Source organism: Flavobacterium sp. 1 (assembly GCF_002797935.1).
GTDB lineage: Bacteria > Bacteroidota > Bacteroidia > Flavobacteriales > Flavobacteriaceae > Flavobacterium.
Window position 1 is genome coordinate 1,605,109 of sequence record NZ_PGER01000001.1, and the last position, 25,859, is coordinate 1,630,967.

General features: G+C 37.4%; 13 protein-coding genes. All 13 read right to left on the reverse strand.

The annotated features are described in order from the left end of the window. A complete protein-coding gene (locus CLU83_RS06525) occupies positions 1-2,466 on the reverse strand; it encodes an alpha-L-rhamnosidase C-terminal domain-containing protein (RefSeq protein ID WP_198512263.1) in 2,466 nt (821 codons plus the stop codon). Positions 2,467-2,482: 16 nt separating this feature from the next. Beyond that, complete coding sequence (gene galA / locus CLU83_RS06530; protein WP_100430859.1) at positions 2,483-4,948, reverse strand: beta-galactosidase GalA; 2,466 nt, start codon at positions 4,946-4,948, stop codon at positions 2,483-2,485. Positions 4,949-4,965: 17 nt separating this feature from the next. Continuing rightward, the gene (locus CLU83_RS22800) at positions 4,966-5,121 is read right to left on the reverse strand and encodes a T9SS type A sorting domain-containing protein (protein ID WP_157802016.1); all 156 of its coding nucleotides are present in this window, start codon (positions 5,119-5,121) and stop codon (positions 4,966-4,968) included. Positions 5,122-5,421: 300 nt separating this feature from the next. Further along, entirely contained in the window at positions 5,422-8,145 is a 2,724-nt protein-coding gene (locus tag CLU83_RS06535; protein WP_100430860.1) for a DUF5916 domain-containing protein, read from the reverse strand. 234 nt (positions 8,146-8,379) lie between these two features. Then, a complete protein-coding gene (locus CLU83_RS06540; RefSeq protein WP_198512264.1) occupies positions 8,380-9,588 on the reverse strand; it encodes a DUF418 domain-containing protein in 1,209 nt (402 codons plus the stop codon). 12 nt (positions 9,589-9,600) lie between these two features. Continuing rightward, positions 9,601-9,951: an L-rhamnose mutarotase gene (locus CLU83_RS06545; protein ID WP_100430861.1), complete on the reverse strand. Its 351-nt coding sequence runs from the start codon at positions 9,949-9,951 to the stop codon at positions 9,601-9,603. 24 nt (positions 9,952-9,975) lie between these two features. Next, a complete protein-coding gene (gene xyl3A / locus CLU83_RS06550; RefSeq protein WP_100430862.1) occupies positions 9,976-12,576 on the reverse strand; it encodes a xylan 1,4-beta-xylosidase in 2,601 nt (866 codons plus the stop codon). Between the two features lie 186 nt (positions 12,577-12,762). Continuing rightward, complete coding sequence (locus CLU83_RS06555; RefSeq protein ID WP_100430863.1) at positions 12,763-14,808, reverse strand: beta-galactosidase; 2,046 nt, start codon at positions 14,806-14,808, stop codon at positions 12,763-12,765. Positions 14,809-15,109: 301 nt separating this feature from the next. After that, positions 15,110-17,422 (reverse strand): glycoside hydrolase family 44 protein, encoded by a 2,313-nt coding sequence (locus CLU83_RS06560; protein WP_100430864.1) that lies wholly within the window; start codon positions 17,420-17,422, stop codon positions 15,110-15,112. A 276-nt stretch (positions 17,423-17,698) separates the two neighbouring features. Beyond that, positions 17,699-19,201 carry a cellulase family glycosylhydrolase gene (locus CLU83_RS06565; protein WP_100430865.1) on the reverse strand — a complete coding sequence of 501 codons (1,503 nt, stop codon included), beginning with the start codon at positions 19,199-19,201 and terminating at the stop codon, positions 17,699-17,701. Between the two features lie 98 nt (positions 19,202-19,299). Then, a complete protein-coding gene (locus CLU83_RS06570) occupies positions 19,300-20,826 on the reverse strand; it encodes a glycan-binding surface protein (protein ID WP_100430866.1) in 1,527 nt (508 codons plus the stop codon). Positions 20,827-20,846: 20 nt separating this feature from the next. Beyond that, complete coding sequence (locus CLU83_RS06575) at positions 20,847-22,421, reverse strand: RagB/SusD family nutrient uptake outer membrane protein (RefSeq protein WP_100430867.1); 1,575 nt, start codon at positions 22,419-22,421, stop codon at positions 20,847-20,849. 13 nt (positions 22,422-22,434) lie between these two features. Further along, positions 22,435-25,635 (reverse strand): TonB-dependent receptor, encoded by a 3,201-nt coding sequence (locus CLU83_RS06580; RefSeq protein WP_100430868.1) that lies wholly within the window; start codon positions 25,633-25,635, stop codon positions 22,435-22,437. Positions 25,636-25,859: the final 224 nt, after the last annotated feature.

A 25,859-nucleotide genomic window follows, 5' to 3' on the forward strand; every position in this document is an offset into this window, starting at 1 on the left:
CTATTGTTTTGAATTCCCTGCAGGGAAATTGATATTATTTATACCTCCTTTTAGTTGTCTTTGAACGCCTTTCCAGATGAAAACTCCGTCCAAATGAATTGGTAAAGTAATTTCACCACTAACATTATTTTTATCTTTTTGTAATTTCACACGAATAGTACCGAGTTTATGCGGCATAGTTGCATCAATATTTTTCAAATCTCCAAAATTAGGTTCTATCCTTACGGATTTAAAGCCAGGAGCATTTGGTTTTATACCACTTACCAACGATAAGAAGTAATAAACTGGCGAGGCACTCCATGCATGACAATCAGAACGTGTAGGGTCGGGTGTCTCGGCAAAAGTAGTCAAACCGCTATCTACCATTTTTCTCCAGGGAGTTAGTACCGCTGTAAATTGGTTGGCTTGCCCGGCTTTCTCAAGCGCTTCGAACAAGTAAAATTTAAAATATAAGGTGCATTGTGCCAAATCTTTGTCGTTGAGAAGAGTACTAACTATTTTAGCTTTATCTGTTGTTTCAGAAAATGTATTGGTTAAAATGGCTAAAATATTGGCATGTTGACTAAAAGTATCCTTTTCAGGAGAATCGGCAATCAATCCTTTATTCGAATCGTAACATTTTTCAAAAACAGCAGTTTTAATTTTATCCGCCAAATCTCTATATTCAACAGCAATCTCATACATTTTGTATGTATCGAAAATAGCTGCTGCTTTTTCCAGCGTGTAAACATATTGCAAACTGAGTATGGACGAATTTCCGGTATGTGTGGCAGGCGGATTACCATTGTCCCAACCTTTTGAATATGTCCAATCTACAAAATCCCACCATTCAACAGGACCTAACATTCCATTGGAATCAATGCGGTTTCTAAACCAATTGAGTGTTTCCTGCATTCCGGGAATCATCGCCTTAACAAAATCAGAATCGTCATTCAGCATCCAATAATCATAAACCATTGTTACCCAAACCAATGAAAAAGGTGGAATAATCTGGGGTAGGTTACTACTTGGAAACCGGCTTTGCGTTATGCCTATTGGCAATTGCGATTCGTGTAAAACAGCAATTGCATTTTTAGTCAATCGGAAATCCCCTGAAACATAAGTTGAGACTAATGCCTGAATTCGGGCGTCACCAATGTATTGAAGCTGCTCGTAGTATGGGCAATCAAAAAAAGTTTCATTGGCACATAAACGCTGGGTTCGCCAGCCAACATTCCAAATATCCTTTATTTGGGAATTGTCGCAATGAAACGATGCCTTTTCTTCGAGAGGATATGCTGAAAAAATGCTATAAAAATCGTTTAAAACAAGTGGTTCCTCTTTTGTTTCAACTTCCATTTCAATATATCTGAAAGTCCGCCACCATAATGTCTGGAATATCCTATTGTTTTCCCCGTCGCAAATGATAACATCGGAGTTGCCTGTTATTTGTTTGTTTTCAATATCATTCCTGTTGCCTTTATTTCCCTTACTATCCAATAAGCTTTCAGCATAAGTCAGTTTTATTGTGCTTTTCCCTCCTTTCGAAAAATTCAGTACGGGGTATGCCGTTGTTAATACATTTTGATCAATAAGTAATTTTACTTTCGAATTTGCTGCAATAGTGATTGGTGTTTTACCATTCAGAAAACCTGCCGGAACGTTGATAATATCAGAACGACGGATCTTAAAAAACCGCTGTTCCTTTTCTTCCATAAAAGGTATTTCTCTTGGTGAAAGTAAATGGATTGAAGGCTCTCCCCATTCTCCCATACAACCAACAGGCTTCCCGGTTTCCACCACCTGGGCTTGTTTCCACTCTGTTACATCAAAATCAGTATCCATCCAGTTCCAGGGATGCTTCTCACAATCGAACTCCTCACCGTCTCCGGCAGCATAATATTGATTTATGTTTACCGAAATAGTTTTATATGCCGTATTTTTTAAAACAACCCAACTGTTATCTGAGTTAACAGCATTCTCTTCCTTCGTATTTCCCTGAATGATAAATCCTGTATGTCCCGAAATCTGGGCTAAAGGACGATGCCAACCAAAATTCCATACTATGGCAGAAATAATATTTTTCCCCGAATGAAGATATGGGGAAATATCTATGCTCTCGAAATTCCATTTAAACAAATGACTTCTGGCAGGACCATTACAAACATATACACCGTTGATATATAGCTTATAGCGATTGTCTGCCGACACATGAATAATAAATTTTTCAGGTTTTGTTTGTATTGAAATTTCTTTTCTGAATAAATAAATTCCATAATCCGTATTAGAATTATCTGGAAATGAAATCCATTTTGCTGTCCAGGGCTTGCGTAGCAATTCAGGATTGATTTCTGTTGCCTGTTGTACCGAAAACCTTGTGCTGTCAAATGATATACTCTTTTTCTGTGCACTAAGATGTAGTGACAGAAAAAAGAGTAGTATCATTTTACTCATTAAAAGAGGACGAATTAGATTTTCCTTTCTCATGGAGATTTCCATTAATTTATTTAATAGTTTTAATAACTACTTCGGTTCCTTTTAGATTTTCTGACAATGCTTTTATCTTGATTTCTCCAGCCTGTTTATCTGACTGAACAAGCACTATGCAATAGCCATTGAAAGCCATACGTTGACTAGCCTTATCCGGTTCGTGGCTGCTTGGATTTCCGTTAGCTACACCAATTATCTTTCCGGGTCCTTCAATGCTAAACTTTACCAAATTATTGGCTGTTGGTACAACGCGGCCTTTGGCATCTTTTATGCTTACCTTAATTATGGCTACATCACATCCATCCGCTTTTATCGTATTTACATCACTATTTAGAGCTACATGAGCAGGAGCTGTAGTTGTTTCAACTATATCTTTGGTAACTAATTTTCCGGCTTTATAACCGCGTGCTTCGAGTTTTCCAGGCTTATAAACCAAATCCCAAATCAATTTCTTGTAAGGAACTGCTTTTTGCCTCCCTATACTTTTGCCATTCAAAAACAATTCTACTTCGTCGCAATTAGTATAACAATGTACCGGCATTTTTTGCCCTTCTTTTCCTGCCCAATTCCAGTGTGGAAAAATATGTACTGTTGGAATATCAGTCCAAGCCGCTTTATAAGCATAGTAACCGTCTTTTGGAAAACCACAAACATCCATAAAGCCAAATTGAGAAGCTACACTAGGCCATGTAAATGGCGTTGGTTCACCGCGATAATCAAAACCAGTCCAAACAAACAGGCCTCCTAAATAAGGATACTTAACTACATCTGCCCAATCTTCTCCCGGATAAGGTCCCCAACCGGGCTGCCATAAAATTGAGTTTGAACAAGTCTGCGGCCACCAACTATTCTCATATTCGCCACGGGTCGAAACAAAACTTGTTCCTTCGGTACAAAACATAACGCGGTCTGGGTGATTCTCTTTATCTTTTACATACGCCAATTCCTTGTCTCCATAATTATAACCTACAACATCCAGCACATCACTATATCCCCCTTCGTTACGGGCATGGTTCATAGCTGCGGTAACTTTTCTTGTCGGATCGATCTGGTGACTTGTTTCAACCATAGTTTCCAGTATTCTTGCCCCCATTACCGTACCTTGCATCGCTTCTTCATTTTCCAGGCTCCACATAAATATGGAAGGATGATTCCGATCTCGGTACAACATGGTTTCCAAATCTTTAATTCCGTCTTCGCTACTCGACAACATACGGTTTTCATCCAATACAAGCAACCCCATTTGGTCACACATATCAAGCAGTTCGTGAGTGGGTGGGTGATGGGAACAACGATAGGCATTACTCCCCATATCTTTAAGCAATTTTAATTTGTACCAGTTTATTTTATCCGGAAGGGCTACACCAATACCTGCAAAATCCTGATGGTTGCAAGTACCTTTTATAGGATATAATTTTCCGTTGAGAAATACCCCATTGCGATTGATTTCAACGGTTCGTACACCAAAAGTGGTTTCATAAGTGTCTATGATGTTTCCGTTTTCAAAAACTTCGGTCAGAACTTTATAAAGATTTGGTGTTTCTGGCGACCAAAGCAATGGTTTTTGAATATCACCTGTTTGCAAAATTTCTGTTGAACTAAAGGGTTCTATTACTTGAGTCGAAGTTTTTGTATCTAATACAACTCCATTTTTATCTACAATTTTTGAAACAAGCGTACTGTTTTTGGCTTCTTTTTGCTCATTTTTGATTGTAGTTTTCATGTTTACCGATGCTTTATCAGAAGTAATAGAAGGCGTGGTAACATAAGTTCCAAAACGGCCAACATGAAGTCGGTTGGTTTTATTGAGCCAAACATGGCGGTAAATACCGCAACCTTCGTACCACCAACCTTCGTATTCTGTAGCGTCGACTTTCACAAGGATAACATTTTTGCCTTCGTTGCCGTAACGCAAAACATCAGTCAAATCATAGTTTGAAGGCGTGTAGCCACTTTGGTGGTTTCCAAAGAGCTGACCATTTACCCAAACGGTACTATTCCTGAAAATTCCGTCAAACTCAATGGATATTTTTTTTCCTTTATCGGTTTCCGGTATTTCAAATTCTTTTCGGTAAAAGCCTATCCCGCCAGGCAAATAGCCGCTAACGGCAGGTGCACTCCCGATTGATTTATCATTAACAAAAGTTCCTTCTACACACCAATCGTGTGGAAGATTTATTTCTTTCCAGTCCTCGGGTTTGTAGGTAGCCGCTTTATCAACATCGGCATAAGCAATGACAGCTTCTTTATTGGTTTCCACTTTTACATTGACATCGGTTAAGCCTCCATAACCGCCTGCTTTTACTGCACGCTTGATAGCAATGTCGCCTTTATGGAACTGCCAACTTTGGTCAAAATTTTCTTTTGCCCTTTTGGATAGCGGTGTTTGCTGAGTAATCTGTGCTTTTCCTTCCGTTTGTATGAACGATAATACAAAGGAGAAACATAGGATGGAGACAATTTTTTGTTTAAATATCATAAACGTGATTTTTAATTTTATTTATTGGTTACTATAAATTTTTTAATTTGATATTGCGTTTCATTGCTTATTTTCACGAAATACATTCCACTAAATAAATGAATGAATGGATATGCGTAAAACAGGTTCTCGAGCTGTTGTCCTGCCCAATGCATCGAAAACATCAATTTCATTATGTTGAAAATCAGCAGAATTAACAATCAACTCGTTAGAAACCGGGTTTGGATAAATACATACATCCTCATCAGTTATATTATACAGAACGGGATAATAAAAAAGCTCAACAATACAAATAGAAATTGTATACCAATAATTTTTTTAGTCATAATGGCAATTCTGGTTTTATCCTGAAATTGCCCCCCTTGTAATAATCGGTTGTTCATTGTGTTTTTCATTTTTCATTTATGGATACTCGGTTTATTATATTTCTTTGTAGTTATTAGATTCTTCAAATCTTGCTTTGATTAATAATATTAGATTGAAAACCAATAATTAAATTTAGCAAGAAAAATATTATTCGGAAATATCCCTTTAATACTGCTCATACCATCATTCAGGCTCTGGCTGCCGGGTTGGGAAAAGGCAGTCCTATCCTGCGACCAGACCAGATAAAACTGCGACCCCGGAAGGAATTCCCACCTGAAAACCAAGTTGGAACGGAACTGGGTAAAATTAAAATTGGGATTCCCGAAGTTATAATTATTGTTGTTCTCCGAAACTTCGTATGTATTACTGCTATTCAATGTTGGAGCCAATCCGGCAAAACGATCCGTGTAATTACTTGCTTTTGGATCGGTCACCCTTTTAAAGTCCGAGTATTTACCTACTGTTGCAAACGGGCTGCCATAATACTGAATCGACAATTCCGGCGTAATGTTATAATCCACCCTGAAAGTAACACCTAATGTTTGCTGGTCGATTTTTCCTAGAATATATTTTGGATCATTATCGCCATTAGCAGTTTCAATATACTGAAGATCATTCTGATTACCTGAATAATTAAAACTTGTGGAAAGTTTCAACGTATTTATGGGTGTGTACTTTAAACTTGGTTGAACTGAATAATACCGGGCGCTGCCATACCCTGAAGTAGAAAGTTCCGTGTTTAACTCAAAACAAAATTTCAATGAAGGATCTGTCCTTACATATAGGTTTTCGTACCAAGCATTAGGCAGCAACATAGCACTGCCACCACGCAAAATCCGTGTATCAAGCGATGGTGTCGTATAGCTGGCCGAAGCATTGACAGCCCATTTATTTAAAAACTCGAAGTAAGCTCCAAGATTTGTGTTTGATGATAAATAATTTAGTCCAAAATCCCAATTGTTCGTTTCCGACAATGAAACATTATAGGTACGAAATATAGAAACCTGTTTATTTACAAAGCAATAAACCGAGTTTTTTTGTTTTATCACATCAGCCATTTGCATAAATCCCATGTCATTGAGGTCGAGTCCCGGCGAACGCCATATCAGTTCGGTAGAATAACGCCAAAATCCTTTGCTGCCTTTCCCAATCCGGACATCTCCACCATAGCCGGATAACCGGTTGCCGGTAGTATCAAGCTGGACATAACTTATGTCCGGCCGTTGGTAGTAACGTGCCGAAGATTGCTGAAGGTTATCCATGGCTTCATGGCTTCCGGTAATGCTGCTTGCTACTAGTTTTGCATCTAAATAATATTCCTTATCCCGCCATTGATGCAGCAAATCAATCCCTCCTGTATAGGCATTCCTGTTCATGAATTGCAGTTGCGGAGTATTTATAAACCGGTTGGTTGAAGTAAATATTCCTCCAAGTACAGTATTTCCCTGTTTAAAATCCTGCTGAACCCTGACCAATGAATAATTTGTAAGCGGCTCCACATTCATGTTCTTTCTTTTTCCCAATGAATCAATCCGGGCATATTCAGACGCAGTTAGACATTGCAACATCCCGATTGAAAGTCCTTTGGCCGTTTTTCCACTTACTTTTGTCGCTCCAAGTATAGAAGTATTGTCGGGATATTTCATAAACTCGTCATTAGACAGAGAAGGGCGAAATGAGGGTGTATGCCCTATTCTTCGACTATAAAACAGGCTTGAATTATCAAAATCAAAACTAAAAATATTTTTCCCTTCAAGGAAAAAAGGGCGTTTCTCACCATAAAAAGTTTCGAAAGCAGTAAGGTTCATCACAGATGGGTCTGCCTCTACTTGACCGAAGTCGGGATTTACCGTCAAATCGACTGTAAAATTGCTTGCCAGACCAATTTTTGCGTCCAAACCAATATTCCCGGCTAAACTCCAGCCTTTGTCCATAAATGGATTGTTCGACTCAGGTTTAAAAGTATTGAACTTGCCTGATAGGTATGGCATAATTTCAATTCTACGGGATTTCGGCAGATCTTTAATTCCGTGAAGTTCGCCAAATAGGTACAATATCCCCGGACTAGTGCTTGATTGCAACTCCCAATCGCTTTCTTCTTGATAACGATTAATCCAACGCCAGGCATGAAGCCCCCAAACCTGCTCGGAATCATTGCTGTAACGAAGCTGGCTCAATGGAATTTCAAACTCTGCCGTCCAAGCCGAACCCTCCTGGGCAGTTTTTGCACTCCATACCGCATTCCAGTTTAAATCGGCATTCTGTGGGTTAGTCAACAACAAATCAATTTTTTGTCCTGCAGCCGAAACATCAAATTCAAACCCGGTACGGCGATCGTGATAACTATCAAAAGCAATGCCTACCATATCACCCGTAAACTCATCACGCCTTCCGGCTTTGCGGCTTATTTTTTCAGGTATGCTGTCGAAAGCCCGAATGGCAACATATATATTTTTGTCGTCGTAAAGGATTTTTATTTTCGTTGGTTGCGATGGTTTAGCACCTTCGTTCGGAATCCATTGGGTATAATCGCCGGTCCATTCACCTGTTTTCCAGCAAGTATCGTCCAATTTTCCATCTATTATCGGTTTTTCAACAGATAACCTGCTGGTATGATAAATCCGTAATAGTTTTTTTGTAGCATTTTTTAGACTATCATTCCCCACCTGAATGGGCTCTTCCTGTGCAGTCAAACAGAACGGAATCAGAAAAATACACAACAATACAAATAGAAATTGTATGCCAAAAATTTTTTTAGTTACAATGGCAATTCTTGTTTTATCCTGAAATTGACCACCTTGTAATAATCGGTTACTCATCGCGTTTTTCATCTTTGATTTATGGATACTCGGTTTATTATATTTCTTTGTAGTTATTACTCGATTTAGCCTTTAGGAAACTACCGGTTGATATCTATATTTTCTTTTACCCTTTTAAATGAGATAGCATGACGAACCGAGCTTTCACTTCAATAGAAATTGTCGATAAAAAACTGCACCCGCAACTAATAACTTTAGCTTTGAACCAGCAATTTTTGTCTATTCTCTGTATTTCAGCAATAAACTTCAACCCAATGCTTTCGTCACCCCTACTTTCTTAATATCTATCCATGTCAGGTCGTGCCATAATTTTTCGAGAGGTCCTTGCTTGTGTTTCTTTAACCACCACTTGCAAAAAGTGAATTGAACTACAAACAATACAACGCCTACCAATAGAGAAAGGCTTGCACCGGTATACTGATATAAGGCTAATCCGCATCCATTGTAAACAAAGCACCCCATCATTGATTGCATCACATAGTTGGTGAGGCTCATTTTACCAAAAACTTCGAAATGAGATAGCAGTTTATGAATCAATTTGGTTGAGTATAACAATACAAAAGCCGAAATCCAAACAAAAGTAAAAATGAAGTTATTCCATGTTTGAACAACCAAATTGGCCTGATTAAGAAGTATGTCCCCTTTAATCAAATCAGGCATTGATTTAGCTCCAAAAATGAAAACAACTCCTATAATACTTGAAATGACAAGTATTTTTAGCCAAAATTTTCCATTTGTTGTATTTATCTCAAATTTTCGTGTACGCCCCAACACCATCCCGATCATGAATAAAGCCGGAATTTGAAAAAAGCGGCCATTTTCCCAAGACCACAAAATATCGGCCCATCGCCCGTTAGTTATATTCCCCCAAGCTGTATCGAGAAAAGAGTTACTACTCAGGTAAGCGGATGCCTGTCCGAAGTATTGCCAAGATAAGGGGTTCCCTGGATTATACTGTGGATTCAATATCATGTAAATGAAGCGACCAATTTCAAGAGGCTGCAATAATAACAAGAAAGCAATAATAAGTACTGAAGTATTTTTCAAACGACTTACCAAAACCAGAGAAAACCCAAGTATCGCATAAATTGCCAAAACATCACCCGAATAGAACATGGAGTTGAATAAGCCAAAACCTAATAATAGAAGCATGCGCCACATAAATCGCCCAACAAAAGGATTACCCTGATTTTGTTGCTTACTATCCATTATAAAAAAGGTAAAACCAAACAAAACAGCAAAAATTGCGTAAGCCTTGCCCGAAAAAAGGGCAAACATTGTGTCCCAAACATGTTTATCAAGGGTTTTCATCCATGATGGCAGATTATCGGGTAAATAATAATAGTTAAAATGTTCAATATTATGCAGTAACATTATTGCCATGATGGCAAATCCCCTCAAGGCATCAACTACCGTGATTCGATAAGCACTTGAGTTCATTTTAAGCTCATTCATATCCAAATTTTATTAATTCATTTTATAAATTCGATCCATCAATTGCCATTTCTGGTCGGCGGTTGCCTCGGCAGTGCTGTCCTGAAATTGAGACATACGTGCTTCCCATTCATTTTGACGCGGCTTTAGAGCCAATTCGACCATCGCCTTATCATGATCAAAATCAGCTACAGTATCCATAATCATAAAAAGTTTTGTTCCAAGAAGATAGATTTCCATATCGATAATCCCGACCTCTTTCATACCCAGAGTTATTTCAGGCCACGCAGCTTCTTTGGTGTGCGCTTTTTTATAGGCTTCGATTAATAATGGGTCATTACGCAATTCCATGGTTTTGCAGTAACGTTTAAATGAATTTTGCATTTTTTACAATTTTTATTCTATTGATTAGCGAATAGTAATTTTTGTTGTTTTCAGATTCTTTGTATCGGAGCTATTCCCGTAATAAACCTCATATTCGCCGGGTGTCACCATCATTTTACGCTGACTCCAATCGAAAAATTCAAATGAAGAAGGATTCAGGTCAACGGAAACTTCTTGGGTTTTACCTGCCGGAATTTCCACATGTTTATATCCTCGTAAGGTTTTTAAAGGGCCTTCAATATCATTTACTTTCCGAATGTAAACCTGCACCACCTCTACACCATCGCGTTTTCCCGCATTTGTAACCGGCACGGTCAATTGGATTGTCTCATTGTCTTTAAATATAGTTTTACTTAATCTGGCATTCCCTATTTTGAAAGTAGTATAACTTAAACCATATCCAAAAGGAAACAAGGCATCGTCCATAAACCTATAGGTTCTTCCTTTCATTGAATAATCTTCAATATCGCCAAGCTTTTCTGAATTCTTATAGAAAGTAACCGGCAATTTTCCTGAAGGATTGTAATCTCCGAAAAGAACATCGGCCACAGCCTGACCTCCGGATTGTCCCCCATACCAGGCCTGAAGGATGGCATCGCAGCTTTCTGTTTCAGGAGTTAATGCCATAGCAGCTCCTGAGCAGTTTACAAACACCACCTTTTTACCTGCTTTTTTCAACGCCTGTAAACATTTGCGCTGCGATTCAGGAAGTTCAATATTGGTTCGATCGCCACCTTTGAAACCATAGAATTCTACTGGCATTTCCTCTCCTTCTAATTTTGGCGAAATTCCACCGACAAAAATCACTTCATCTATTCCTTTTAATTTATATACCAATTCATCATAATTAACCGGAATCTCCCTGCCTATATTTAATTTAAGACTTGCTTCTACTCCATCATTAACTGCTGAAAATTTAACCTCAATCTGGTAGTCTTTCCCTTTTTCAACCTTATACGGGATCCTGATTGGTGCTAATTGCCATAATTCTTTTGAAAACAAGGTCTCATTGTTTACAATCACATCGCATTTTCCACCAAATTCCAATCTTAAAACTATTTCCTCTGATTGGCTGGCATGGTAAACCGCTTCATATTTTCCGGAAAACCCTTTAAGATTTACCCCACGGCTAAATTGGTTTTGACCCGCAGTAGTCAATTGTATCGGACTTACAATCTGCTCATGTGCTACGGCATCTCCCTTAAATTCTTTGTTATTCCAATAAGTTGACTTCATTCCTGCTTTTCCATCAAAGGAGCAGTTCTCGAAAAGGCTTTGGGTAATCTTGTCTTCAATCAGGTCACAGCCTTTATCGTAAAATACTTTATCTGCAGGAAGTTTTGTTTTAACGCCCTCCAAAATAGTAGTGATACTTGATGGAAAACCATTGTAATTGCCTAACAACATAGGTTCATCGTCGGCATTAGGCCCAATTACAGCAATTTTTTTTGCTGATTTTGACAATGGAAGGGTATTATTTTTATTTTGAAGCAGTGTCATTGACTCCTGGGCTATTTTAAGGGCCAATTCCTTATGCTCTTTGGAATCAATTACCGACACAGGAATTTTTGACCACAATACCAATGAATCATCGTCCATTTCGCCTAAGTCGAAACGTCCAGCCAAAACCCTCAACAAACGTTCATCTATCTCTTTTTCATCAATCAATCCTTTATCAACGGCCTGAGGTAATTTGTTGTAGGCATAACCCCAGCCACACTCTACATCGGTACCGGACAGAACAGCTTTAGCTGCTGCATGCGCTTCATCTGACGAAACTTTATGACTGCTGTGAAAATCTGCAATGGCACCACAATCGGAAACAACAAGGTATTTGAAACCCCAGTCGTTGCGAAGGATTTTTTGCAACAGGCGTGTGCTGCCACAACAAGGTTCATCATCTAAACGCTGATAGGCGCACATCACTTCGCGCACATCAGCCTGCTGAACCAACGCTTTGAATGCCGGCAAATAGGTTTCCCACAAATCACGTGGATTGACGTTGTTCAGGTTCAACGAATGCCTGCTCCATTCAGGACCGGAATGCACCGCAAAATGTTTGGCACACGCCAATAGTTTTTTGTATTTTGAATCAGCAGGTCCCTGAAGTCCATTTACCACAGAAATCCCGATACGAGTGGTCAGGTAGGGATCCTCACCATAGGTTTCCTGTCCACGCCCCCACCGTGGATCGCGGAATATATTTATGTTTGGTGTCCAAACCGACAAACTCATAAATTTGCTGTTTTCCTTTCCAGCTCTTCGAAGCTCATGATATTTGGCACGAAATTCATCAGAAACAGCGGTGAAAACATTGTAAACCAGCTTATCGTCAAACGAAGCTGCCATCCCAATGGATTGTGGAAAAACAGATACATTATAGCCATATCTGATACCGTGCAATCCTTCGCTCCACCAGTTGAATTTTTTTATGCCTAAACGAGGAATTGCTTCTGACTCATCGAGCATCAAAGCCACCTTTTCTTTCAATGTAAGACGGGACATTAAATCCTTTGCGCGCTCCTCAGAACTTAATTTAGGATTCTGATAAGGGTATTGCTGTCCCCATAAATTTATTGTAACAAACAAACTTAAAGAAAACCAAAATTTTAATTTTAATAACATTATAAATCTTTAAATTATATATTTAGACCTCACTACTTAAGTCTTGACAAACTTCAATCGCTTTTTTAAAAACATTGCTTAGGAATAATTCTTTGAAAAACACATTCCAATTCTTCAAAAAAACAACTTATTAAACGCAAATGACAAACTAACTTACTATGATTGATATTTCATTTGAAACTATAACTATTTTAATTCTATAAATTCAGGCTCATAGGGAGCAATAGTAAAATTATCTGAATACTCTTTATCCAAAAGAATACTTCTTGATTTTCCTTTCATTTCTATCTTTTTTGGTTCGCCAGTGGTATTAAAATACAAGAAATGATTTTTATCAATTTGTCTTGCCATTACTCCCAACGGCACAACTGGTCCTTTTTTAATTCCCAGTTCATCAATTAGCTCGTCAATCAATGGGTTAAGCACGCTTCCATCAACTGGAAGTCCTACATAAATAGCCTTCCCTTTGCCATATTTATTAGAAAACAATATCGGATAATCCTTATCTAAACTGGTTATATTAGCCATAATCTTTGCTCCTTTAGACTCTATTATCTCAAAACGCTCTGACTCTGTATCTACTGCTTTACCTTTATAAGTTACTTCTAACTTTTTGCCTTTGTATGCCTTGCGGGCTATTTCATTAAATGCTTCAGTTTCTTCAAAACTCGCCACGCGAACACCAAACACGTCACTCAGCATTCCTGGACGGGTTGTTTTGAATATTTGCCCTGTTTCATCAACAAGCGCCGAATTGCTGGTCATTATTACTGTACCACCATTCTTAACAAATTCTCGTATTTTATTTGCTGTTGCTTCATCCATTACAGTAACACCCGGAATTATCAATAATTTATAATTCAAAGTACTTCTGCTAATGTCAAGAATTCGGGTATCCATATTTTTATAATAAAAAATACCAAAAGCAGCCTGTAGCTGTTCATCATGTTTTTTTGGAAAATCATTACTCGCTATCTGACTTGGAAACGAAAAAGCCAAACCTACTTCTGCCTGCAAATTATAGGGGAAATATTTTTCTATTTTTTTAAATTCAGTTGCAATTTGCTTGTATTCATCGTATTTTCTATTAGGTATCCCGTCCCAATCAAGCATGCCTTGAAGATATTGTTCTTCACCAGCCCACATGCTTTGCCATGTCCAGCCGCACACCATTTGGTTTCCATACATTAGCGTTGCATAAGCTGATTTTCTAATCGAATTAGGGACAGCGGTCATAGTTGTAAATTCACTGCACCAAAATGGATTTGTACTTTCAAATTGAATACGTGCTATTCCAAACAGCGAATTCATAACTCCCCAATTTGTAGTCAGGGAATTTCCGGGATAAAAACCAGCACCATGTCGTGTCATTTTACCCGAATAAGCCATAGGTGCATAATCAAAATATTTAAGTGCGCTATAATACCAGGCATTAGTATTGGTTAATGCATTTGGAGCATTGGTATTCACTTTATCAATGACTTTGAATAGGAACTGATTGATTTCATCTGAAATGAAGCGTCTGAAATCAAGCATTTTCTCAGGAGTATCATGGGCATAAATTTCAACTGGAAGACCAATTTCTTCAAATTCATTATGCCTTTTAGACCAACGTTGTGTAGCCCATTCCTTGTTTACTTTGTCAATAGTTGTATATTTATTTTTTAACCAAACTATAAATCTTTGTCTTACTGTTTCTGAATAAGAAATAGGACCGTCTCCTGACTCATTATCAATACCGAAGGCAGCCAATGCAGGATGATTAGCATATCTTTTGGTAATAACATCTGCGTATCTTAACGCGTATTTTTGATAATTCAAATCACCAACATCTTCCATATAACGGTGGTTTGGAAATATTGTATTACCCTTTTGATCCACAATATCAATAGATGGAAATTTTTTGTGTAACCACATAGGAGCAGGACGCACAGCAATATCCAGTATAACTTTAATTCCGGCCTGATCCATCATATCCATAACTTTATCAAACCATTCAAAATCAAAATTACCTTCAGATGGTTCGTAACTGTCCCAGGCCAAATGCCCCATACGGACTGCAGTGAATCCACCAGCTTTCATTAATTGAATATCCTTTTTTATTTTCTCCATATTCTTATCATCATGTGGATGATAATTGGCACCTACATATAATTTCTGTGCACTTAAAGTGAAATTAAAAATAACTGAGAATAGAATTAGTACAGTTAATTTGCCCTTTGTAATCTTCATTTTTTCTATTTTATATTATTATTATTCTGCTTATTATTTGTTAGTTAGACATTCATTAAACTAAAAAAACAAATAAGAAACATTAGATACTGTTTAAACATTATCACCTCCAAACATTTTACTTTTCTAACAATAAATAGTGCTTAAACTAATCTCTTTCTTTTTTAATACCAATTATAAACTGTAAATGATCCAATCTTTGTTCTCTTGTTCAAAAAAGGTTAGAGTACGGATAAATTAACATCTATCTACTATTTATAATTGGTATAAAATATTAGTATTATTCTTTAAGATAAACTTGTTATTTTTTCAAAACTTTAAAGGATTTAGACCAGTCTGTTCCATTTACTCTTACTATATATAAACCTGATTTTAGAGAAGCTCCTATAGATATTGTACCGGACTTATTATCAACTTTTATACTTTCTAACACCCTTCCTAACATATCTGTAACGTCTATTTGAAGTTCTCCTTTATAATGGGTTACCTCTAATTTTAAATCATCGGCAAATGGATTTGGATACAATAACACTTGGCTTTCTGCCTGGTCTTCAGTTACGATTTTAGTAGTTGCTGATGCTGGCTTTTGAGTTCCGCTGCCAAACGTAGTTACTGTCCATTGCTGCGGATCTCCTGTGCTTGCAGTATATTGTCCTAAATCTGAATTGGAACCTCTCCACATTCCATCAAGATACAATCCGGTATTACGATTTTTAAATTTGGTATATGCTCCGGCTGTTTCCTTTGACCACTGTAAATTCCAATCGGTACTGTTGCTGGCCTGATAAACTGCTGATCCGGGAGTGGTCTGTCCATTACCGTTAAGGTATAAACCTGAAGCCACATTCTTAAATTTGAAATAATTTCCTTCTGCTACTTGTTCCCACTGCTGTGCAGTATTCCCACTGTAAGTCCACTGTCCTGCAACAGCACCGTTATTGTACCTATACATTCCATCGATTGCCAGCCCCGTAGCCTTATTCTTTATCGTGACAACTACTGAGGCTTTCTTAAGTAGAATGGCTGTAGTAGAAAGCTTTGGCACAGATATAGTTAACGAATTTGAGTTGACTGAGACCTGACTTGTTTTGACTGCATTTTGTGTTTCCGATACAAAAGTTTCTGTAGCAGGCAAAGACGATAATTGTAAAGTCGTATAATTTCCATTAGCTATCGAAAATCCGTTAAGATTTACTGTCACATTTTGTGAAGAGTTCATGTCTTTGTTTACAATTATTACAGTCATCGCGTCTGCGGCTTCATTTATCGAGGAGTAAGCCGAAACTGTATTTTCTGCTGAAGAAACACTTGAAACACTATATTCTTTAGCATTCTTGCTAAACAAGTGCAAGGTTTCCCACATACCAATAGACCAGTTCCATGGAGTAAACAATTCAACGCCATTGTTGGCAAATGTGCCAAGATGCGAAGCATAGATAACAGATTCAAGGCTTGGGTTGCTGCTTGACATGGTACCCCATTCGCTTACACCAACTGTGATACCATTATTTGCACCAAACTCTTCGGCCACCCAGTCATTGATACGCTTGAAAATATATTGTTTTTTAAGTGAATCATCCCAGCCGCCGTTAATTGATCTAATACCGCTTGAACCCGGATAATCATAGGTTTGATCATAATAAATTCGGTGTCCCTGCAGTGCCTCAGTGTCATTATTATAAGAAGGATAGTTGTGAATATCTATTACATCTACCAGTTTGATACCAGTTGCTTTATATTCATCGCCAAGGCGTTTAATGAAATACTCAAGCCATGGATAATACTTGCCATTTAACCATATGCTTTCATTTGCCCATTTGTACCAGAACCATTCGGAAGTGTTAACAGGACCGCAAAGTTTGATACCAGGATATATAGCTTTTGCCTTCTTCGCTAATTCGATGTAACGGTCCATGAATGCAGCGGCCGATATCTGTACTGGCATAGCATAATCGTGTGTACCACTCCATATATCTACCTCGTTGTCCATACTCCAGTATACAAAACGGTTTTTATCATACCCTTTACCACCGGCTCCAAACCAATCATTAAGAATTCCTACTGAAGAGTCAGCTGGCCATGGCTTAGTAAATAAATCAATGTTTCCATCAACCAGAGCCTTTCCGCCACCAGCTGGATTTACTACTCCTCCACCCGCTAAATTTTGACTAAGACCAGACCAATACTGTGCCTGGTTGAAATCCCAGTCATTGAAATTATGCTGGTTGCTGGATGCAACTCTGCCCAATAATTGAAAAGTAAACATCCCCTGAATGTTGTTGGAGCTATTGTTCATAACTCTTTGTGCCACTACATCCCAATCAGAAGCATAAACATTATTATACCAGTCAGGATGAACATCTAGTTTTGCCTGCCAGTTATAAGTTGTCGCATTATTACCCCCAATACGCACGAAGCGTAAGCCCGCATCTTTATAAAACTGCACAGAATTTTCCAAGCCTTCATTTCGTCCATAAATGTATGGCGATATCTTTTTTTTGTTTACAGCAGCATTAACCGTAATCTGAACAGCCTGAGCAAATGTTGCAGTACTGGTAAGACAACAAAAGCTAAACAATAAAAATTTTAAAAAAAATAATTTGTTTGTTTTCATTTTTATAAAATTTGGTTAAATAGTTAAATAGCTAAATAATGTGTTTAAAAAATGATGCTGATACTTTGAAAAAACAGCAACGTAACAAACACTTCTATAAACAAAATGTGGTTTCTACATTATTACTATGATTCATTCTTTTTATACAACAGATAGTGGTTTAAAATAACCCATTGGAAGTAATCTATTTATACTTCTAATTATTCTTCCAATGGGGTTTGTTACTCTATTTTAATTAATCTGTTACTGGCATGTAGAGATTAAAAAATTTCTTATTTATTTATTTCTAATTACTTGTTTACCAGTCATTAATGACAATCCAGCTGCAACACGCAGTGAGTCTAAATCTCTTCGATTGTCTAGTGTTTCGGTTCCCCTGTTTATTACACCAGCCCACAAAAATGGAGATATTTTATTGGCACGGGCAGTTCTTACGAGATGTCCATAGAAATGTGCAGTTGACTTTAAAGACAATAATGAATCTGCTGGGGTTGGACAATGATCGGCATGGTATTGTACCCCAAATTCACCCATCAATAAAGGAATACCCTTATCTACAAATCTTTGTCTAGCCAATTGTAAGGTACTTTCCATATATCCTTCTTCCATTGATGCACTAGAACTGTGTGTTGGGTCTGTTAGTGAATGATAGTTTTTACCCCAATAACGCCACTCTTTACCCCAACTAGCATCACCACCTAATATACAAAAATTTGGCGGAGAATACCAGTGAAATTCAAGTATCAATTTATTAGGAACCGTATCGACTGGCAGACCAGGATTTGCACCAACAGAAAAGAAAGTTGCTAAATCAAGTGATGTGTTTGGAGCTTGAATAACCAAAGTACGATAAGCATTTTTTCCTCCGGTAGAACGAACAGCTTTGATAAATATTTGGTGAAAATCATATAAATTGGTAACTTCAGTTAATGTTTTAGCATCAGGTTCATTGTTACTTGCAAACATTACTTTCTCATCAAAATCACGCAATTTAGTAGCTACCTGTTCCCAAATAATCCTTTGAATCGCTTTTATGCTATCTAATTTTGAACTAGTCGCTTTAAAATCCGAAAAACCATCATGATGATCATTTACCATCACATACATACCGTCATTAACACAATATTGTACTACTTCTTTTAACCTGTTTAACCAAACAGGATCAATTATTCCAGTTTTTTTATCGGCATGCGAAACCCAATATTGACAAGGAATTCTTATGGCATTAAAACCACCACTTTTAAGAACATCAATTAGGTTTTGTGTTATCTTAGGATTCCCCCAACCTTCTTCTCCATAAGGAGTTTCCATGGTGTTCCAAATATTTATTCCCAGTTTAATACCTGCATTTATTTCTGTAGCAGTGCTTCCCATACCTGTAGGATCTGGTGGGATTGGATCTGTATTAAAAGATGGATATATATCAGGTGCTTGTGAAATTATGACACGTCTTGCTTGCCCATTATCGGCACTAATTCTAATAGTTACCGTATTAGAGGCGATACTTGTACTTCGACCTGCTGTCAAAACAACTTTAGTAACACCTGCATCACCAGCTAATATATCTGTTTTCACCCATGATGAGGCATTTTCAATTTTCCATTTTGCATTTGAGTCAACTGTAATTTCCAATGAGCCTCCAATAGGTTCGAACGCAAGTTTCTCTGTTGAAACTATTAGTTTTGGAACTTCGCCCCCATCATTATTTGAACACGAAATGGCAGCTGTTACTATAAAAAGTAACATTGCAATTTTGTAAAGATTATTAATTTTTTTCATATTGTTTATTTTTGTTATTATTTTTAAAACCTGCGGGTAAATTCTATTTATCTGATTTACCCACAGCTTTTATTTTCACTGTTTTTAATAGCGATTACTTATTTAATTTTCACGACCCTGATGTTGTCAAAAGCTCCATAAAATCCTGTTGCTGAATTTGTTGTGCCGAAATTCTTAAGGTAAAGATGTAAACCTGTTTTACCAGTACCCAATAAAGCAGATATACTCGTAACCGGAGCACCCATTCCAGCACCCAGGTCTGTATCTTTTGCACGGAATGCAGATAAAGGAATGGTTACTGTTACCCAACCTTTGGTGGAGAAAGCCACCGTACTCGAAGCAGAGATTTTCCATGGCTCAAAACGATATACATAGCTACCGTCAAAGTATGTTTCAAAACAAAGGGAAATACCATTCCAGGGTTTAGCAACACTCATTTCAAATTTAATTGCCCAATCATCAACAGAATCCGAAAGATTTGCCGTTGGTATCCATTGATTTGGTTTGAGATTAGTACCAGTTCCTCCCCAATTATTCCCTTCGCCACCAGCAAAAACACCTTTATTAAGATATGGAAACAAAGTATTGTTCGTACCATATACTCCATCAAATTCAGTTGTATGAGTAAGCCAGCCGAAAGAATCATTTGCGGCATTATTAACAGCACCACTAGCTGCCCCCCACCATCCTTCCATACCATTAAAATCCCAACCACCTTCAAAATTCATTATAACACCGTCTTGTAGATATGTGGGAGTATGAACATTATATGGAGTAGTAACCGAGCCAAACGCTGTTGTAATAGATACAGGTCCGGTTTGTGGTGATGACGGCAAAACAAAACCAACAGATCTTCCATTGCTGTTTGATTTGAAAGAAGTAATTGCTGTACCGCCGAAAGAAATGGATTCTATACTTTTAAGGTAGGTACCATAAACATAAACCGAATCATTTGCAATAGCATTCTCGTTAGAAATACCTGCAATGGTTGGTATTGCAGCAATTTTAAAAGTAGCCATACCACTCAATGTAGTTATTACCACATCACCCGAGGTAGGAGCCGGATTTGGCATTAGAAAACCGACAGAAGTTCCGTTAGTATCTGCTTTGAACGAGGTAATTGGTACTCCTCCATAAGAAAGGCTTTTAACTAAAAAGAGATCTTTTCCATAAACATACACCGAATCGTTTGGTTGTGCAAATACATCGGAAATAGCTGTAAGAGAGGGTGCTGCTGGACCAATATGAAACGAAAACGTTGCTGTACCTTGACTTGTTGTATATTCAAGAGTGTACATTTTATTCTCATCTACTTTAGAAAAAACGATAGCTGGTATCTTTACCACAGCATTATTAGGAGTTATTAAACTGGTATTGAATGAAGTGGATACCCCATCAAAAGTTATTCTAAGTGCGCTTCCTAAATTTTGTCCTTCAATAACCACCCACTGCTCATTTGCAATAGCATCAGTCATAATAGTATCCTTAGGCGAGGCAGCATAATTTCTCACATCTATAATAACAGGTGAACCTATATCCTCATTATTACAAGATACCGCTAGGATGCCAATGGCAACCGAGCAGAACAGTAATAAAAAACGAAATTTATTTAATTTTTTTTTCATAATGATTTTTTTTATATTAATTAATAATAAGGAACTGGTGGTTGACCCAATTTTGGGTTTGCTGTCAACTCCACTGCTGGAATTGGCAATGTAAATGAACTAGAGGTTGCTGGAATAACCGCTGCTATCGTTGTGGCATCTGGTGTGGCCACTTTAGTTGTAGCAGAATAAGTAAACTGATGTCTGTCTTGCGCATTTAGCATCGTCAATGCTTTATTTGGATTCCAATAGGATAGTCGTACCAAGTCCATCCAATATTGACCTTCATAAGCTAATTCAATTCTTCTTTCTTTAAGAATGACATCAATATTCAATGAAGTGACAGGATCAATACCTGCTCTTGATCGCACTTTATTAAAGTAAAGCAAAGCAGTAGCATCGGAAGTGCTTGCATCATTGCCCAAAATAGCTTCGGCATAAACTAAGTACACATCGGCTAAACGAAGAACGGCATTATGTTCAGGAGAACACATCCAAGTCATAAGAGGTGAACTATTATCTTTATCGTTACCAATGATATGTTTTTTCATACATACCCCTGTTGCCTTATAACCGCCACCAGCAGCATTCAATTCAGGGTATTTATCACCAGTAAGCATTATAGTGGCTTTACGTCTTAACGTGTCTTTAGCAGAATAGTTCAAATAAAAGTCATAGGTAATGGGGATAACAGACCATGCTCCAACTTTTTGGGGCATAAGATCTGCGGATGGCGCAAGGTTATTCAACATATTACCTACACCATAATCAGCAGGTGCTGTCCATTGAAAAGCAAATAAATCTTCGGGAACATCGTTATATTGTACTCGGAACAAATCATAATAACTTGGATATAAAACTATCCCACTGTTTTGGCATACATCGCCCGCATATTTTTTAGCTAAATCTAAGTAGGTCTGATTACGAGATCCACCATTTCCTAAACCCGCCATAGTTAAATATACTTTGGCCAACATACCTTCAGCAGACCATTTAGTTACACGCCCTTTTACATCAGTAAGAGGAAGGTTTTCTGCTGCAAAAGTAAGATCGTTCGCTGCAAATTTGTACACATCAGAAACAATTATACGATTAAGTAATGGGTTATCGATTAACTTAGTATTATCCTCGACAATAGGCACAGCTCCCCAATGCATGGCCAAATAAAAATAAGCCACACCACGTATGAACCTTGCTTCGGCAATGGCAGCATTTTTATCTTTTGTTGGAACAGTAGCTGGGGCATATTGGTTTATGCCGAGAATGGTCATGTTGCATTGACCAATAACATTGTAAAAGCTTACCCATGCACTATTCATAATACTGTTTGAAGCGGAAATATTATGTGCAAAAATGTCAGTTCCATCAGTTCCATTATATTGATTCACAGTTCCATTTCCAGACAAAACGTCGCCAAGTTTCAATAAGGGATCGTTATTATATTGCCCCCAAGAAGTGGAATAAAGACTGGCAGTAGCTAATCTCATATCGCTTGTGGTTTGATAAAAATTATTGGAACCTACTTGGGATTCAGACGGACGGTCAAGAAAATCATTACTACATCCAGCCATAGCCACTAACGACAATAGAATGATTATTTTATTTATTGATTTCATAATTTAAAATTTTTTATTTTAATTTAACATTAAACCCGAAAGTATATACCCTTGATTGTGGATAATAACCACTATCATAACCCGTCTGAAGTGGGTTCCAACCACCAACTTCAGGATCCATACCCGAATATTTTGTTATTATAAATGCATTGGAAACATTGGCATAAAATCTCGCAGAAGCCAGATGCACTTTCTGCAATACTCCTTTAGGCAAATTATATCCTAAGGTTATGTTTTTGCAACGAATAAACGAACCATCTTCCAAATCAATATTGGTAAAACGACCATTTTCATTGGTATTGTCGTTTCTCAAACTTACAACAGAAGTATTTGGGTTGGTAACATAATAATTAGCATAATCAGTAGTACTGCCATTAGGATCTATCATAGCAACCTGAGCATAATCTAACACCCCTGTAAAATAATTGGTGTTATTTAAAGGATTAGTTTGAGATTTAGCCAATTGATTATAGACTTTATTACCAACACTACCACTAAAGAAAATGTTTAAATCAAAGTTTTTATAAGAAAACGTGTTATTGAAACCAAATTGTAATTTTGGAAAAGGAGACCCCAAGAAAGTTTGATCTCTGTAATCAATGATTCCATCGCCATTTAAGTCTTTGTACATACGGTCACCATACCATATACCACCACCTGATTGTGAAATTGTACGAGGAACTAAAGTATTTGGGTCGGCTGGCAAAGCATGGGTTTCAAAATCTTTGGCAGTAGCAAATATCCCGTCATAAACATAGCCATAAAATTCGCCAATAGGTTTACCTACTACCGTTTTTGAATTACCCGATACTAGGCTAGCATCTGCTCCTCCTGCACCTAAACTCATTACCTCATTCACATTATGAGATACCGTAATATCTGTTTTCCAAGTGAAATTTTTAGTATTTATGTTGGTGGTTCCTATTCTAATATCAATTCCTTTATTACTAACGGAACCAACGTTTACATAAGGTGAAGCCATCGTACCTGGTGACCAACCTGTTGCTGTACCGGAATACTCAGGAAGTGGCACTTTTAATAAAAGACCATCTGTATAACGGTCATAAACATCAACCGAAAAATTTAGTCTCCAGTTAAACAAAGTACCATCCAATCCTGCATTACCATTTTGTGTTGCTTCCCATTGCACATTAGGATTAGCCAAATTGGATTGAACCTGTGCTATACCAGACAAGCCGTTAGCCACTGTAGTAAGCTGAGTAACATAAGTGTTTCCTGGTATCCCTTGATTATTGGTTAAACCATAGCCCAGACGCAGCTTTAAATCATTAACCACTTCTACATTTTTCAAAAACTTCTCATTCTTTATTTTCCACGCAAAGGCAACAGAAGATGTAGCTGCCCACCTTTTGCCTTTTGCAAAATTGGAAGAACCATCTCCACGCATATTAACCGTAAATAGGTATTTGTCTAAAAGGTTATAATTGATACGACCCAGATAGGATTCAGAAGCACCAGAACCAAATGAACCACCATTTGTGGCAGTGGTAGGATTACCGCTAGAAACAGATTGCACATCATTAGAAGGAAATTGGGAGCGTCCTGCAGACACACCTGCACTAGAATTTAAATTAGCCTCGTGACCAAACACAACATTAATGTTGCTTGTACCATAATCATGTCTATATGTAAAATAATTTCGTATTACAGTATTAATGTTTTGATTATAGCCATACGATGCTGAAGTTTCACCAGCGGTAGTAAATTTTCCATAAGTAACTTTAGGAGAAAACTGTCTTTCAGTGTTAAAATCATAATTTCCCGAAACCTCATTTCTCAACGATAAATTTTTAGAAAATTGTATTTCGGCATACGCATTACCAAATATCTGATATCTAGTTTTCGTATCAGTATTAATAAGAGCCGAAGCAACTGGGTTTACCACTGGAGTAACCCATCCAGAATCATTGGAAACACCTCCCCATGTTCCATCATTGTTTTTTACCGGAACGTCGGGTGTTATGCCTAAAGCACTTGAAATCACACCTGCAGTAGAGGAAGTTACATTTTCAACAACATTTGCCAACTGAATACTGGTACCTATTTTAAGCCAATTTGTTGTTTTATTATCCAAATTCAAACGTACAGAATATCTTTTAAAATCAGATCCAAGAGCAATACCTTCTTGGTCAAAATAACCAAGTGAAAACAAATATTGCGTTCTATCATCTCCACCGTTTATACTAAGCGACTGGTTACTTTGAGGCGCACTTCGGAACAATTCTTTTTGCCAATTGGTACCTTCACCTAAATATTTTGGGTTGGCAAATTCAGGTCTTTTATCAAAACCCCATACATCAGCTCTTGCGTTTAGAAATGTTGCATCCTGCTGTAAATTTACTGTTGGCATCCTACTAGGAATCTGCTGATAACCGAAATAACCCTCATAGGATATTTGAGGAGGCCCTGATTTACCTCTTTTTGTAGTAATTATAATAACCCCATTGGTTGCCTGAGCACCATAAATGGCGGTAGCAGAAGCGTCTTTTAATACATCTATTGATTCTATTTCAGAAGGATTAATAGAACTTAAGGGATTAGTACCCGTAAAGTGCGTGCCAGGACTTGGGTCGGGGTTGGTTGGATTAGGAATAATAACCCCATCTATAACGTATAATGGCGAATTGGTACCACTTATAGAAGATATACCATGTATTTGAATAGATACACCTCCACCAGGTTGACCCGATATTTGCTGTACAACAACACCTGCAACTTTACCTTGCAATGCTTGGTCAATTGTTGTAGGACTTGTTCGCACTATCTCAGCACCCGATATGGAAGATATGGAACCTGTAACATCTTTTTTCTTCACCTTACCGTAACCAATTACCACTACTTCTTCTAATGCCTTTACATCATCTTTCAAGCGAATGGTTAATTGACCGCTAGTAATCTTTACTTCCTGCTTTATAAAGCCTATATAACTTAGAACAAGTGTTTCTCCAATTTTAGCTTTAATAGAAAATGAACCGCTGGCGTCCGTAGACATAACTTGGTTAGTGCCTTTAAGAGAAACGGTAACCCCAAAAAGCGGCTGGCTATTTGAATCTTCTAATACAATTCCAGTAATTTTTTCATCAGGATTTTGAGCGGACGCCAAGCTAAACGAACAAAGCATAACCAGTAAGGCATACTTACTAAAGAGTTTTTTTGCTTTTACAAAGCGTTGAATTACATGTTTTTCATTCATAATTAATTTGGTTTTTTAGTTAGTTAAAGTGGTTAAAAGTTAAATAATTACTGCTTCATTATTTTATTTATATAATATTTTACAAATTCACATTTTTACACCTATAAAATTGCGTTATTAAAAAAATAATGAGCGTGTGTAAAAGTAATTTAAGTTTAGTTTTGTCATAGGAGACTTATGTATCGAAAACACCCCTTAAATGTTGCATTACAAGGAAATACAAT